12 protein-coding genes are annotated in these 14,391 nt (G+C 71.5%); 9 read left to right on the top strand and 3 right to left on the bottom strand.

The features are described 5' to 3' along the window. The first annotated feature begins 41 nt into the window (after positions 1–41). Positions 42–932 carry a DUF4349 domain-containing protein gene (locus ACFY0P_RS20975; RefSeq protein WP_388914943.1) on the top strand — a complete coding sequence of 297 codons (891 nt, stop codon included), beginning with the start codon at positions 42–44 and terminating at the stop codon, positions 930–932. Positions 933–969: 37 nt separating this feature from the next. Beyond that, entirely contained in the window at positions 970–2,355 is a 1,386-nt protein-coding gene (locus ACFY0P_RS20970) for an FAD-dependent oxidoreductase (RefSeq protein WP_388914941.1), read from the top strand. Positions 2,356–2,457: 102 nt separating this feature from the next. On the opposite strand, the gene ACFY0P_RS20965 is transcribed toward ACFY0P_RS20970, so the two are convergent. Next, the gene (locus ACFY0P_RS20965; protein ID WP_388914939.1) at positions 2,458–2,760 is read right to left on the bottom strand and encodes a hypothetical protein; all 303 of its coding nucleotides are present in this window, start codon (positions 2,758–2,760) and stop codon (positions 2,458–2,460) included. A gap of 121 nt (positions 2,761–2,881) precedes the next feature. Between ACFY0P_RS20965 and ACFY0P_RS20960 the strand changes: the two genes are divergently transcribed. After that, a complete protein-coding gene (locus ACFY0P_RS20960; protein WP_388914937.1) occupies positions 2,882–3,706 on the top strand; it encodes a rhomboid family intramembrane serine protease in 825 nt (274 codons plus the stop codon). A 9-nt stretch (positions 3,707–3,715) separates the two neighbouring features. On the opposite strand, the gene hemE is transcribed toward ACFY0P_RS20960, so the two are convergent. Continuing rightward, entirely contained in the window at positions 3,716–4,783 is a 1,068-nt protein-coding gene (gene hemE / locus ACFY0P_RS20955; RefSeq protein ID WP_388914935.1) for a uroporphyrinogen decarboxylase, read from the bottom strand. 108 nt (positions 4,784–4,891) lie between these two features. Here hemE and ACFY0P_RS20950 point away from each other — a divergent pair, with 108 nt between their 5' ends. From ACFY0P_RS20950 to ACFY0P_RS20940, 3 genes are all read left to right on the top strand, one after another. After that, positions 4,892–5,578, top strand: coding sequence for a DUF3000 domain-containing protein (locus tag ACFY0P_RS20950; RefSeq protein WP_388914933.1), 687 nt, complete (start codon positions 4,892–4,894; stop codon positions 5,576–5,578). Between the two features lie 323 nt (positions 5,579–5,901). Beyond that, the gene (locus ACFY0P_RS20945; RefSeq protein ID WP_089104714.1) at positions 5,902–6,561 is read left to right on the top strand and encodes a response regulator transcription factor; all 660 of its coding nucleotides are present in this window, start codon (positions 5,902–5,904) and stop codon (positions 6,559–6,561) included. 275 nt (positions 6,562–6,836) lie between these two features. After that, positions 6,837–8,117 carry an HRDC domain-containing protein gene (locus ACFY0P_RS20940; protein ID WP_388914931.1) on the top strand — a complete coding sequence of 427 codons (1,281 nt, stop codon included), beginning with the start codon at positions 6,837–6,839 and terminating at the stop codon, positions 8,115–8,117. A gap of 42 nt (positions 8,118–8,159) precedes the next feature. On the opposite strand, the gene ACFY0P_RS20935 is transcribed toward ACFY0P_RS20940, so the two are convergent. Further along, positions 8,160–8,894 carry a TetR family transcriptional regulator gene (locus tag ACFY0P_RS20935; RefSeq protein ID WP_388914929.1) on the bottom strand — a complete coding sequence of 245 codons (735 nt, stop codon included), beginning with the start codon at positions 8,892–8,894 and terminating at the stop codon, positions 8,160–8,162. A gap of 614 nt (positions 8,895–9,508) precedes the next feature. Between ACFY0P_RS20935 and ACFY0P_RS20930 the strand changes: the two genes are divergently transcribed. From ACFY0P_RS20930 to ACFY0P_RS20920, 3 genes are all read left to right on the top strand, one after another. Further along, positions 9,509–10,549 carry a hypothetical protein gene (locus ACFY0P_RS20930; RefSeq protein WP_388914927.1) on the top strand — a complete coding sequence of 347 codons (1,041 nt, stop codon included), beginning with the start codon at positions 9,509–9,511 and terminating at the stop codon, positions 10,547–10,549. 469 nt (positions 10,550–11,018) lie between these two features. Beyond that, the gene (locus ACFY0P_RS20925) at positions 11,019–12,236 is read left to right on the top strand and encodes an acetyl-CoA C-acyltransferase (RefSeq protein ID WP_352359847.1); all 1,218 of its coding nucleotides are present in this window, start codon (positions 11,019–11,021) and stop codon (positions 12,234–12,236) included. Then, a complete protein-coding gene (locus ACFY0P_RS20920) occupies positions 12,233–14,362 on the top strand; it encodes a 3-hydroxyacyl-CoA dehydrogenase NAD-binding domain-containing protein (protein ID WP_388914924.1) in 2,130 nt (709 codons plus the stop codon). Before ACFY0P_RS20925 ends, ACFY0P_RS20920 begins: the two co-directional genes overlap by 4 nt. Positions 14,363–14,391: the final 29 nt, after the last annotated feature.

The raw sequence follows: 14,391 nt of genomic DNA, 5'->3' as shown, positions 1-14,391 counted from the left end.
CGTCGAAGTCGCGTCAGTCATCACCACCCTCGGGGGGAACCATGCGCCATCCCGTACGACCCGCCCTCGCCGGCCTCCTGCTCGCCGCCGCGCTCGCCCTCACCGGATGCAGTGCGAACGACACCGCCGACGGCGGCTCCGCCAGCGATGCCAAGGCCGGCGCGAACGCCGCGGCCCAGGAGGCGGCGGGCTCGGCGGGCGCCAAGGACAGCGGCAGCGGGACCGGCAGGACCACGCCCGACCTCACGGCGAACCGGATCATCCGCACCGCCTCCCTGACCGTGCAGGTCAAGGACGTCCCCAAGGCCCTCGACGCGGCCCGCACCACGGCCGAGGACGCCGGCGGCTACGTCGGCAACGAGACCACCACCCGGGATTCCGGGGGCCGCGAGCGCACCCGCGTGGTCCTCCGGGTGCCCACCGGGAAGTACGACGAGGTGCTCGGCGACCTCCAGGGCGCGGGCAAGCTGATCGACCGCACCGCGAAGGCGCAGGACGTCACCGACCAGGTGGTCGACGTGGACAGCCGGGTCAGGTCGCAGCGGGCCAGCGTGGCCCGGGTCCGCGAGCTGATGGACCGGGCGGCCAAGCTCAGTGACGTGGTCACCCTGGAGGGGGAGTTGAGCAGCCGGGAGGCCGACCTGGAGGCGCTGCTCGCCCAGCAGGCGTCCCTGAAGGACCGGACGAGCATGGCCACGATCACGCTGTCGCTCACCCAGACGCCGGTGCACAAGGCCGCGAAGGACGACTCCCCGGGGTTCGTGGACGCCGTGTCCGGCGGCTGGCACGTCTTCGTCACCATGCTGCGCTGGATCGCCCTGGCCCTGGGCGCGGCCCTGCCGTTCGCCGCCCTGGCGGCCGTACTGGCACTGCTGTGGTGGCGGCTCGCCCGCCGGCGCCGCACCACCGCGCGGCCCGGTAGTGAGACCTGAGCGAGCCCGAAATGCCCGCGCCCCGTAGCGTGTTCGCATGAGCATGAACGGTGGGCGGGAACGACTGGTCGTGATCGGCGGTGACGCCGCGGGCATGTCCGCGGCGTCCCAGGCACGTCGGCTGCGGGGACCGGACGAGTTGGAGATCGTGGCCTTCGAGCGCGGCCACTTCACCTCCTACTCGGCGTGCGGGATCCCGTACTGGGTGGGCGGGGACGTCGAGGAGCGGGAGCATCTGATCGCCCGCTCCCCCGAGGAGCACCGTGCCCGCGCGATCGACCTGCGGATGCGCACCGAGGTCACGGAGATCGACGTGGCCGGGAAGCGGGTACGCGCGCGTGACGTCGATTCCGGCGCCGAGTCCTGGACGCCGTACGACAAACTCGTCATCGGCACCGGCGCCCGCCCGATCCGCCCCGACATGCCGGGCGCGGACGCGCCGGGGGTGCACGGCGTGCAGACCCTGGACGACGGCCAGGCCCTCCTCGACACGCTGGCACGCACGCGTGGCCGCCGGGCCGTGGTGGTCGGCGCCGGCTACATCGGCGTCGAGATGGCCGAGGCGCTGATCAACCGGGGCTACGAGGTGACGGTCGTCAACCGTGGCAGCGAGCCGATGTCCACGCTCGACCCGGACATGGGCCGCCTGGTGCACGAGGCCATGGAGGGCCTCGGCATCACCATGGTCAACGACGCCGAGGTCACCAAGGTGCTCACCGGCCAGGACGGCAGGGTGCGCGCGGTGGTCACGGAGAACGCCGAGTACCCGGCGGACGTGGTGATCCTGGGCATCGGCGTCCGCCCGGAGACCGGCCTGGCCGAGGCCGCGGGCCTGCCCGTCGGCGGGCACGGCGGCCTGCTCACCGACCTCGCGATGCGGGTGCGCGGGCACGAGGACATCTGGGCGGGCGGGGACTGCGTGGAGGTCCTGAACCTGGTCTCGGGCCAGGAGCAGTACATCCCGCTGGGCACCCACGCCAACAAGCACGGCCAGGTCATCGGCACCAACGTGGGGGGAGGTTACGCCACGTTCCCGGGGGTCGTCGGTACGGCGGTGAGCAAGGTCTGCGACCTGGAGATCGCGCGCACCGGCCTGCGCGAGAAGGACGCCCTCCGGGCGGGCCTGCAGTTCGAGACGGTCACCATCGAGTCCACGAGCCGCGCCGGCTACTACCCCGGCGCCAACCCCATGACGGTCAAGATGCTCGCGGAACGCCGCACGGGCCGCCTGCTCGGCGTCCAGATCGTCGGCCGGGAGGGCGCGGGCAAGCGCGTCGACATCGCGGCGGTCGCCCTCACGGCGAACATGACGGTGGAACAGATGACGGCCCTGGACCTGGGCTATGCGCCACCGTTCTCCCCCGTGTGGGACCCCGTACTGGTAGCCGCACGCAAGGCCACGACAAAGGTGCGAGCTTCCTGAGAGGCCCCAGGGTCACCTACCCAGGGGCGCGGGGCGTAGTCGATGTGCGGCTCCGCCGCGGGGCGCGGCCAGCCACAGCCCACCCGCGCCCCGCAACGACGATCAAGCCGTCCCGCTGATCCGCGGCAACGAAGTGACTCCGGCCCCTCCCGGCGCAGCCACGGCAGCAGGCTGCTCGGCCCCCTGCCGCGCATGCGCGGCCGCGGGCCGCGTCGACCGCAGCCGGTTGCTCACCGCCTCGTCCAGCGTCACCGGCCGCTGCATCTGCGCGGCCAGCCGCCCCGCCTCCTGGCCGAGCCGTGCCACGTCCTCCCAGGGCAGCCGTACGACAAGGGAGATCTCGGCCTCACCGTCGGGCAGGGCCTGCATGGGAGGGAATGCCTGAGGAGTAACCCGCTCGTTCATCGCCTGTTCCTCACGTCGCCTGTACCTCACGTCGGTCGCAAGGACATACGCACGCGCGCGTGACGATGTTCACCGAGGTTCCCCGCGCATCGAGCGCCCCCGCTCTGGGCACTAGTCAGCTGTGGTCATCCCCGTTCATGACGTGAACCCGGTGCGTCGCACGCCGTACGTGACGTACGCGCTGATCGCCGCGAACGTGCTCGTCTTCCTGTTCACGCCCGGCATAGCCGGCTCCGTGGCCGGCGGCAGCGACCTGGCGCAGCTGTGTCATCTGCAGGCTTTCATGGACCACTACGCGGCGGTCCCCCGGGAGCTGATCCACCATCAGATGCCGCAGGTGGTCCCGACCGGCCAGGTGGGCGTCGGCCGGAACGGCGCCGGCTGTGTGGTCGGGCCGCCCGGCTACGACAAGTCGCCCGCGCTGTCGGTCTTCACGGCGATGTTCCTGCACGGCAGCTGGCTGCACCTGCTGGGCAACATGCTGTTCCTGCTGATCTTCGGCAACAACGTCGAGGACCGGATGGGGCACATCCGCTTCTTCCTCTTCTACGTCTTCTGCGGCTACGCGGCCGGCTACGGCTTCGCGCTCCTCAACGCCTCGTCGGGAGACCCGCTGATCGGCGCGTCCGGCGCGATCGCCGGCGTCCTCGGCGCGTATCTGGTCCTCTACCCGAGGGCCAGGGTCTGGGTACTGGTGCCGTTCCTGGTCTTCCTGCCGCTGCGGCTGCCGGCCTGGCTGGTGCTGGGCTTCTGGTTCGTGCTCCAGGCCGTCTACTCGTCCGGCGAGGGCGTCTCCGACGCCGGGACGGTGGCGTACGCGGCGCACATCGTGGGCTTCCTGGTGGGCATGGTGCTCGCCTGGCCGCTCAAGCCGGGCACGCCCCCGCCGCCGGAGCCGCGCGGCCTGCTGTTCGGCAGGCGGGCCCGGCCCCGGCACGGCTGGTAGCGGACCGGGTCAGCGCGCGCTCTCGGCGTGGACGAACTCGACGAGGCGGGTCAGCGCGTCGGGGTCGGTGGACGGCATCACGCCGTGGCCCAGGTTGAAGACGTGGCCCTCGAGACCGGCGGCCGCGTCGAGCACCTCGCGCGCCTTGGTCTCCACCGCCTCCTTGCCGGCGAACAGGACGGTCGGGTCGAGGTTGCCCTGGAGCGCCTTGCCGGGGCCGACGCGGCGGGCGGCCTCGTCGAGCGGGACGCGCCAGTCGACGCCGACGACGTCCGCGCCGGCCTCGCCCATGAGCTTCAGCAGTTCGCCGGTGCCGACGCCGAAGTGGATGCGCGGGACGCCGTACCCGGCAACGGCCTCGAAGATCTTCGCGGAGGCGGGCAGCGCCGAACGGCGGTAGTCGGCGGGGGCCAGCGCCCCGGCCCAGGAGTCGAAGAGCTGGACGGCGGAGGCGCCGGCCTCGATCTGCACCTTGAGGAACGCGGTCGTGATGTCGGCGAGGCGGTCGAGCAGGTCGGCCCAGAGCTCCGGGTCGCCATACATCATCGCCTTGGCGTTCTCGAACGTGCGTGAGGGGCCGCCCTCGACGAGGTAGCTCGCGAGGGTGAAGGGGGCGCCGGCGAAGCCGATCAGCGGGGTCGGGCCGAGCTCGGCGGTGAGCAGGCCGACCGCCTCGGTGACGTACCAGACGTCCTCGGGGGTGAGGTCGCGGAGCTGAGCGAGGTCGGCGCGGGTGCGGATCGGGTTGGCGACGACCGGGCCGACGCCGGGCTTGATGTCCAGGTCGACGCCGATGGCCTTGAGCGGGACGACGATGTCACTGAAGTAGATCGCCGCGTCCACGTTGTGCCGGCGCACCGGCTGGAGTGTGATCTCGGTGACCAGTTCGGGCCGCGTGCACGACTCCAGGATGGAGATGCCCTCGCGGACCTTGTGGTACTCCGGCAGCGAGCGCCCGGCCTGCCGCATGAACCACACCGGGGTGTGCGGCACGGGTTCGCGCCTGCACGCCTTCAGGAAGGCGCTGTCGTACGTCGCTGTCGGCTGCTGGCCCGCGGGGCTTCCGTTCGCACTCACGACGGCAAGTCTCGCACGCCCCGGAACCCGGCATCGCAGCGCCCTTACATGGTCCTTAGGTGGTGTCTCTCCCTGCGCGAAGGCGTCGTTCCCCTTACTCTTCCCCGCATGGCTGCGGCTCAGGGACGACTGTCGGACGGCGCTGGCGGGATGGGCGAGGGGAAGGACACCGAGGAGGACGAAGGACATACCGGGAGTGCGGCGCCACCGGTACCGCCGGCCTTCCGGGCCGCGGTCGACGCGCTCCGCGGTGCCCGGCTGCGGCCGCAGGTCGAGGTGGAGCCGACGCCCGCCCCGCAGCGCCTCGCCCCGTTCGCGTACGCCCTGGAGGCCGCGGTGGTCGACGGCGAGCAGGATCTCGCCGACGGGCGTCTCGTGCTGCTGCACGACCCGGCCGGGCACGACGCCTGGCAGGGCACGTTCCGGCTGGTCACGCTGGTACGCGCGGAGCTGGAGCCGGAGATGGCGGCCGATCCGCTGCTGCCGGACGTCTGCTGGGCATGGCTGACCGGTGCCCTCCAGGCGCGCGGCCTGTCGTACGGCGAGCCGAGCGGGACCGTGACGCGCGCCAGTTCGCACTACTTCGGTGGGCTGTCCGCGCGCCCCGCCGCCTCGCAGATCGAGATCCGGGCCTCCTGGACGCCCCGGGAGGGCCGTAGCGGCGTCCCGGACACCGCCGCCCACCTCGCCTCCTGGTGCGACCTGCTGGCGCAGGTGGCGGGGCTGCCGCCGGCCGCCCCCGGCGACGCCTCGGTGGTCACCCTTCCGCAGCGCCGCGACCCGCAGGCGCGCTGAACCCGCACCGTCGCAGATCAGGGACCCGTCCACCCGGGTCCCGTCCACTCACCCCGTCCACCCGAGTCCCGTCGACTCACCCTTCATTGACCATCTCTTTGTCGATACGGCCACTTTCTGTCCCGTACGACAACGGCTCGATCCGATTCGATCTTCGGATGATCGATCGCGTGTCCGAATTGCACGTATTGTTACTCACCAGATCGTGATCATTCTCTAAAGGCGGACGGGTTTGGTGCCGAAGACGACTGTGACCTTGAAAGCACGGTTCGTCCCGGCTTCATCCCCACAAGCCGGCCCCGTCCCCCACCCCAGGAGGCCTGGTGTCCGTTCTCCTAGAGCAGCCCGCAAGCCTGGTCGCCTACCGCCCGAACAAGCCCACCGCCATGGTGGTCGTGGCCGATCCGCGCGTCCGCTCCACCGTCACCCGCCACCTGTGGGCGCTCGGCGTGCGCGATGTCATCGAGGCCTCGTCCATCGCGGAGGCTCGTCCCCGCATCGGCAACCCCCGCGACATCTGCGTCGCCGACGTCCATCTCCCCGACGGCTCCGGCCTGACCCTCCTGTCCGAGACCCGCGCGGCGGGCTGGCCCAACGGCCTGGCCCTGTCCGCCGCCGACGACATCGGCGCCGTGCGCAACGCCCTGGCCGGCGGCGTCAAGGGCTACGTCGTCACCGGCACCCGCACCAACATCGGGCTCCCCACCCGACCCGGTGCCGCCCCCATCGGCGCCGCCTCCCGCATGCACCGCCGCCCCCCGGGTGCCCCGAGCCACCCGGGCGGCTACCGCGAGCTCTCCGGCCGCGAGGTCGAGGTGCTCCGGCTGGTCGCGGAGGGCCAGTCGAACAAGGCGATCGGTGTCTCGATGGGACTGTCCGCCCTCACCGTCAAGAGCCACCTCGCCCGCATCGCCCGCAAGCTCGGCACGGGCGACCGCGCCGGGATGGTCGCCGTGGCCCTGCGCACCGGCATCATCCACTGACCGACCCACCCCTGACGGCCGACCACCGACGGCCGGCCGCCGACCGTCGGCCACCCCGGTAGTCGGTCACGGGTCCCACCGGTCGCCGGTCACCGACCGGTCATACGTTCACCGACGTGACCGGACCGGCCGCTGGTCCGGCGCCATGTCGTCATCCGCTGTCCCCCGTTCGTAGACCTGATCTTTCACCGGCCTGACTGGTTTACGACCCTCCGGCGCCCGTCGACGGAACGTTCCGTCGACGGGCGCCGTCCACACACAGATACCCTTGACATGTGACCGACGCCCAAGACACCGCAGCAGACAGTTCACTGCGCACCACCGGGGGCACCCCTCCGGACGACGCCGGATCTTCTGTGACGGGGGCGCCGATCCCTTTGCTGGAGCCCCGCGAGGGCATTCCGCTGGTGGTCGTGGACGAGGCCGCGCTGGCCCGCGTGATCGCCGCGTTCGCCGCCGGCTCCGGGCCCGTCGCCGTCGACGCCGAGCGCGCCTCCGGCTACCGCTACGGCCAGCGCGCCTACCTCGTCCAGCTGCGCCGCGAGGGCGCCGGGACCGCGCTGATCGATCCCGTCGCCTGCCCCGACCTGTCCGGCCTCGGCGAGGCGCTGGCCGGCGTCGAGTGGGTGCTGCACGCCGCCACCCAGGACCTGCCCTGCCTGCGCGAGATAGGCATGACGCCCAGCAGCCTCTTCGACACCGAGCTGGCCGGGCGGCTCGCCGGGTTCCCCCGGGTCGGACTGGGCGCGATGGTCGAGGGCGTCCTCGGGTTCGTGCTCGAAAAGGGCCACTCCGCCGTCGACTGGTCGACCCGGCCGCTGCCCGAGCCCTGGCTGCGGTACGCGGCACTGGACGTCGAGCTGCTCGTCGACCTGCGGGACGCCCTGGAGAAGGAGCTGGACCGGCAGGGGAAGCTGGAGTGGGCCCGGCAGGAGTTCGACGCGATCGCGGCAGCGCCGCCGGCCGAGCCGCGCAAGGACCCCTGGCGCCGCACGTCGGGAATGCACAAGGTGCGCCGGCGCCGGCAGCTGGCGGTGGTGCGGGAGCTGTGGCAGAGCCGGGACCGGATCGCACAGAAGCGGGACGTGTCACCGGGCAAGGTGCTCAGTGACGCGGCGATCGTGGAGGCCGCGCTGGCCCTGCCGGCCAATGTGCACGCCCTCGCGGGACTGAACGGCTACGGCCACCGGATGGGGCGCCGGCAGCTGGAGCAGTGGCAGGCGGCGGTGGACCGCGCCAAGGCGCTGCCGGACGCCGCGCTGCCGCAGCCGGGGCAGCCGGTGACGGGACCGCCGCCGCCCCGGGCGTGGGCCGACAAGGACCCGGCCGCTGCGGCCCGCCTGTCGGCGGCCCGGGCCGCGGTGTCGGCGCTGGCCGAGCAGCTCACCATGCCGCAGGAGAACCTGATCGCGCCGGACACCGTACGCAGGCTCTGCTGGGAGCCGCCGCAGGTGGTCGACGCGGAGACCGTGGGGGCCGCGCTGGCGGGGTACGGCGCCCGGCCGTGGCAGGTGGAGCAGGTGACACCGGTGCTGGTGGCGGCGCTGTCCGCTTAGGCGGACAGCGGGCGTACGGCGTCGGCGGCCGGTCCGCCTCGCTCACTCGCTCCGGGTCTCCTCGGACGGTTCGCCCCGCGGCGGTTCCGGTGCGGCCGGTTCGGTCCGGCCGGCCGGGCCTTCGAGGAACGCGGTGTAGAGATGCCTGCCCCGGTCCACGGAGAAGTCGATCTCGGGCAGGAGGTCCGGAACCGCGATCGCGGTCACGAGATTGCGGTACATGCGCGAAATCCGCGCCTCGACATTCCCCATGTTCCGGTCGAGGGTGTTCGAGATGAGCACCACTCCGGCCCAGTTCCCCGCGATTTGGTAGGCCTGCTGCTCGACATCGACGAAGGCTTTCAGCTCTCCGCGTCGCCGTGCTTCGGCGAGCTGCCCCGCATTGAAAGCGATCCAGTCCGGCCAAGGCGTTCCGTAGGTCTCCGACGCATTGCTGTGGAACGACAATTTCAAAGCGGCCTGAAGGGCGTTCTCGTGGGAGATCCGGTAAGCCAGGATCATTCCGATGTCTACCACTTCCTGGAGCATGATCCGCTGTTCCCGCAGACCGTCCATGGTCAGTGTGTTGCGCATGATGGCAGTCGCCACCTCGATCTTTCCGCCCGGGAAATGCCTGTAGAAGGCCCCCTTGCTGGTCCGTGCGGCGGTGATGAGGTCACCGACCGACGTCCCTTCGTAGCTGTCCATCACGAAAAGCGCCCCGGCGGTGTCGAGGATTCGCTGCCTGGTGTCGATGGCACGCTGTTGCTGACGTCGCGGCCTGCGCGGGTTGCTCATTCGATCTCGCCTTCGAGGCCCATTGACGGGTTGATGACCGAACGGGCTTTGTCCGGGGCAGCTGCGCACGCATTTCGAAAAACCCCTGCGCGTACGCGCTAATCAGCCTCCCGATACTACCGCGGAGATCGGACCGGGTGAGGGCCTTGTGGGGCCGAGAAGAGACCACTCCGCGCCCCCGTCGCCCACCGGGTGGACACGGCCTGCGACCGTCGCTCGCTTGACGTCACCGTGCCCGGCTTCCAGACTGGAAACGACAGAACAGACCGAGTGGTCCCTTCTAGCCGGGAGGCCCCAGTAGCAATATGGACATTGCTCCCCTTTGGGTGATGCTTTCAGATTGCCGTGAGTGCACGGCCGGCTATCCGGTCCGGAGAGTCGCGCCCCACATCCGGTAAGTTGCCCGGTAGTTCGAGGAACCGGCGCGCCGTTCTGTCCGAACAGGGGGAAGCAGAGCAGAAGAGACCACTTGGTCCCAACAGGCCTGATACGCAGGGCTGGATGCCGTCGGCCGGACACGGCACGGCAGTGCCCTTTCAGACAGTTTCACCGGCCGCGCGGCGAGCCGAACCGTGGCCCCGCCCCCGCCCACACCCGCTCGGGAGTCCGCCGTCATGACCACCGTCCCCTCCTCCGCCGCCGCGGCCGTGTCACGGACCGATCCCACCGTCGGCGCCGCGGCGGTGGTCGCTCCGTACGACGGCGGGGACCCGTATCCGCGGGCCTTCGCCCGGTACGGCTGGCGGACGGTGGCCGTCCTTCCGGAGCACCGGCTGCGCCCGCCGGCGTACCGGAACGCGACGCTGCCCGCCGGGTACGGCGACACGGTCGTGCACCGGGGTGGCCTGCGGCAGACGGTCAAGGCTCTGCGGGCGCTGGGGGTGTCGGCCGTCGTCGCGGGCGGGGCCGGGGGCATCGAGCTGGCCGAGCGGATCGCCTGGCAGCTCGGTCTTCCCGGAGCCGATCCGGCGGCGTCGCCGCTGAGATACGACCGCGGCGCCCAGGCGGCCCGGCTGACCCGGCTGGGAATTCCGGCGCCGCGGGGCATCCGCACCGCGCGTCCGGCCGACGCCGTGGCCTGGGCGCGGTCCTACCCCGCGGCCGGCTACCTGCTCGCCCCGGCGGCCGCCGGAACCCCGGTCGACGCCGTGGAATGCGCGAACGAGCGCCAGATCGGCGCGGCCTGGCCGGCCCTGTGGCACGCGGCCGCCCGGCACTCCGGCAGCCCGCACCTGGTACTGACCGAGCTGCCCGGTCGCCGCCGGTACACGGTCGACACCGTCACCCGCCCCGGCCCGGACGGACGGCCCGAGCACGTCGTCACCGGCCTGCGGGCGGACGGCCGTGCCGGACCACGCGCGCCGGGCAGTCCGCCGGCGCAGGCCCTCGTGCGCTACACGATCCGGGTGCTCGACGCGCTCGGCGTGGTGTGCGGCCCCACCACCGTCCGTCTCGCGTACGGCGACGCCGACGGTGACACGGCAGGCCGCGGGCCACTGCTGATCTGCGCTCTCGCGGCGCCCGTCATGACCACGGCCGACGAGGCCGACGAGACACCGCGCCCGGCGACCGCCGGCCACCGGGCCGTCGGCGTCCCGGCCCCCTGGCCCGCCTGGCCCACTCCCACCATCCCGCTCTTCCAGGACCGTTCATGACCCGCCGGCCGTCCGCACGCGCGCGCCACCGCCCGAGAGGAGCCCCTGTGCTCACGTCACCCGCACCCCGGTCCCGCCCCGCCGGCTCCCGGCGGGTGCTGACGGGGAACACCCGCATCTTCGAGCTGGGCACGGAGCGGCGGATGTGGCGCGGACGTTGTTCGGGGAGGGGCGGTCGCATGCGGTGGCCACTCCGGTACTGACGCCGAGAGGGTCCACCGCGCCGCCTCGGTAAGGTCCGTACGGGCTGCGGGTCGTGGTGGGCGCTCGCGCCCACGCGGCGGGGCCGCGTATCACACACAGCCCCGCGCCCCTGAAGGTGCGCTTCCCGGCCGGTGCTTCACATGTGACCTTCGCCGCTCCCCACGCCAGGACTGGGCAGTCACGTTACTCATAAGTAGCATGGGTCCTGAGCGCGCGCTCAGCGCATCGCAGCAGTGCCATCCCGCACCCTGGAGGAGAGCCAATCGTGCCTCGTACCGTCAGGGATGTCGTCTTCGTCGACGGCGTCCGTACCCCGTTCGGCAAGGCGGGCCCGAAGGGCATCTACCACGAGACCCGTGCCGACGACCTCGTCGTGAAGGCGATCCGGGAGCTGCTGCGCCGCAACCCCGGGCTGGACACCAAGAAGATCGACGAGGTCGCCGTCGCCGCGACCACGCAGATCGGTGACCAGGGCCTGACCATCGGCCGTACCGCGGGCATTCTCGCGGGCCTGCCGACCTCCGTGCCCGGCTACTCCATCGACCGCATGTGCGCCGGCGCCCTGACCGCCGTCACCACGGTCGCCGGTTCCGTCGCCTTCGGCGCGTACGACGTCGCCATCGCCGGCGGCGTCGAGCACATGGGCCGCCACCCGATGGGCGAGGGCGTGGACCCGAACCCGCGGTTCGTCAGCGAGAAGCTGGTCGACGAGTCGGCGCTGTTCATGGGCATGACCGCCGAGAACCTGCACGACCGCTACCCGCAGATCACCAAGCTGCGCGCGGACGAGTACGCGGTGCGCTCGCAGGAGAAGGCCGCCAAGGCGTACGCCAACGGCAAGATCCAGGCCGACCTGGTCCCGATCTCCGTGCGTCGGACCAACCCCGAGGGCGGCGAGACCGGCTGGGGTCTGGTCACCGCCGACGAGCCGATGCGGCCGGGGACCACCCTGGAGAACCTGTCGGGTCTGAAGACGCCGTTCCGCGTCCACGGCCGGGTCACCGCCGGTAACGCGGCCGGTCTGAACGACGGTGCGACCGCCTCGATCATCGCCTCCGAGGACTTCGCCCGCGAGAACAACCTGCCGGTGAAGATGCGGCTCGTGTCCTACGCCTTCGCGGGCGTCGAGCCCGAGGTCATGGGCTACGGCCCGATCCCGGCCACGGAGAAGGCCCTCGCCCAGGCGGGGCTGTCCATCTCCGACATCGGTCTCTTCGAGATCAACGAGGCCTTCGCCGTCCAGGTGCTCGCCTTCCTGGACCACTACGGCATCGCGGACGACGACGAGCGCGTCAACCAGTACGGCGGCGCCATCGCCTTCGGTCACCCGCTGGCCTCCTCCGGCGTGCGTCTGATGACGCAGCTGGCCCGCCAGTTCGAGGAGCAGCCGAACGTCCGCTACGGCCTGACCACCATGTGCGTCGGCTTCGGCATGGGCGCAACGGTCATCTGGGAGAACCCGCACTTCGAGGGGGACAAGTGAGCACCACCGCCGAGCTTCTGAAGCAGGCCTCGGACCTGTTCCCCGACGAGGTCGTGACGTCGGCGCACGTGCGCCACTTCGACCTGCCGTCCGGTGCGGGCCGCTTCGCGCTGATCACCCTGGACAACGGGCTCGACCACACCAAGCCGACCACCTTCGGGCCGGCCTCGCTGGCGAACCTCAACACCGCGATCGACCAGGTGGAGAAGGAGGCCGCCGAGGGCGCGATCGTCGGCGTCGGCATCACCGGCAAGCCGTTCATCTTCGCCGTCGGCGCCGACCTCAAGGGCGTCGAGCTCCTCAAGGAGCACGAGCACGCGCTGGCCATCGGCAAGGGCGGCCACGAGGTCTTCAAGCGGCTCTCGGGCCTCGCGGTGCCGACCTTCGCGTACTACAACGGTGCCGCCATGGGCGGTGGCGTCGAGGTCGGTCTGCACTGCACGTACCGGACCGTCTCGAAGGCCATCCCGGCGTTCTCGCTGCCCGAGGTCTTCCTCGGTCTGGTCCCGGGCTGGGGCGGCTGCGCGCTGCTGCCGAACCTGATCGGCGCCGACAAGGCCGTCTCGGTCATCATCGAGAACAGCCTCAACCAGAACAAGCAGCTCAAGGGGCAGCAGGTCTTCGACCTGGGCATCGCCGACGCCCTCTTCGAGGGTGCCGACTTCCTGGAGCAGTCGCTGATCTGGACCGCCCAGGTGCTCAAGGGCGACATCGAGGTCGAGCGTCCCGTGATCGACCGCGGCGAGGCCTGGGACCAGGCCGTCGCGCGCGGCCGGTTCATCGCGGACTCCAAGGTGCACGGCGCCGCCCCGGCCGCCTACCGCGCCCTGGACATCATCGCCGCCGCCAAGAACGGCGACCTCCAGCAGGGCTACGACGCCGAGGACCTGGCCCTCGCCGACCTGATCATGGGCGGTGAACTGCGCGCCGGCATCTACGCGTTCAACCTGGTACAGAAGCGCGGCAAGCGCCCGGCGGGTGCGCCCGACAAGAACCTGGCGCGCCCGGTCACCAAGGTGGGCGTCGTGGGCGCGGGCCTCATGGCCTCGCAGCTCGCGCTGCTCTTCCTGCGCCGCCTGGAGGTGCCGGTCGTGCTGACCGACATCGACCAGGAGCGCGTCGACAAGGGTGTGGGCTACGTCCACGCCGAGATCGAGAAGCTGCTCGGCAAGGGCCGGATCAACCAGGACAAGGCCAACCGCCTCAAGGCCCTGGTCACCGGTGTGCTGGACAAGGCCGAGGGCTTCTCCGACGCGGACTTCGTCATCGAGGCCGTGTTCGAGGAGATCGGCGTCAAGCAGCAGGTGTTCGCGGAGGTCGAGGCGGTCGCCCCGGCGCACGCGATCCTCGCCACCAACACCTCCTCGCTGTCGGTGACCGAGATGGCGTCCAAGCTCCAGCACCCCGAGCGGGTCGTGGGCTTCCACTTCTTCAACCCGGTGGCGATCCTCCCGCTCCTGGAGATCGTGCGCGGCGAGCAGACCGACGACGCCTCGCTGGCCACCGCGTTCGCCGTCGCCAAGAAGCTGAAGAAGACCGCGGTGCTGGTCAAGGACGCCCCGGCGTTCGTCGTGAACCGCATCCTCACCCGCTTCATGGGCGAGATCCAGAACGTCATCGACGAGGGCACCCCGGTCGAGGTCGCGGAGAAGGCGGTCGAGCCGCTGGGCCTGCCGATGTCCCCGCTGGTGCTCCTTGAGCTGGTCGGTCCCGCCATCGGTCTGCACGTCTCGGAGACCCTCAACCGGGCCTTCCCGGACCGCTTCACGGTCTCCCCGAACCTCGCGGCCGTCGTCAAGGCGGGCAAGCGCGGCTTCTACGTGTACGACAGCGGCAAGCCCGAGCTGGACCCCGAGGTCGCCGCGCTGCTCAAGCAGGGTGACGTCGTGCTGAGCGAGGAGCAGGTCCGCGACCGCGTGCTGGACGCCGTCGCCCAGGAGATCGGGCTGATGCTCGACGAGGGTGTCGTCGCCGAGGCGCAGGACATCGACCTCTGCCTGATCACGGGCGCCGGCTGGCCCTTCCACCTGGGCGGCATCACGCCGTACCTGGACCGCGAGGGTGTCTCGGAGCGCGTGAACGGCAAGAAGTTCCTGGCCCCGGGCGTGGCTTCGGTCCCCGCGTAACGGCCACAGCAGCAGAGTGAAGGGGCCCT

The organism is Streptomyces sp. NPDC001714 (assembly GCF_042892755.1).
Taxonomy (GTDB): domain Bacteria; phylum Actinomycetota; class Actinomycetes; order Streptomycetales; family Streptomycetaceae; genus Streptomyces.
This window is presented reverse-complemented; position numbering and strand designations above follow the sequence as displayed.

Coding starts and splice junctions, on each gene's coding strand:
- ACFY0P_RS20975 (WP_388914943.1), top strand. CDS start 42: ATGCGCCATCCCGTACGACCCGCCCTCGCCGGCCTCCTGCTCGCCGCC.
- ACFY0P_RS20970 (WP_388914941.1), top strand. CDS start 970: ATGAGCATGAACGGTGGGCGGGAACGACTGGTCGTGATCGGCGGTGAC.
- ACFY0P_RS20965 (WP_388914939.1), bottom strand. CDS start 2,760: ATGAACGAGCGGGTTACTCCTCAGGCATTCCCTCCCATGCAGGCCCTG.
- ACFY0P_RS20950 (WP_388914933.1), top strand. CDS start 4,892: ATGGCTGCGGCTCAGGGACGACTGTCGGACGGCGCTGGCGGGATGGGC.
- ACFY0P_RS20935 (WP_388914929.1), bottom strand. CDS start 8,894: ATGAGCAACCCGCGCAGGCCGCGACGTCAGCAACAGCGTGCCATCGAC.
- ACFY0P_RS20930 (WP_388914927.1), top strand. CDS start 9,509: ATGACCACCGTCCCCTCCTCCGCCGCCGCGGCCGTGTCACGGACCGAT.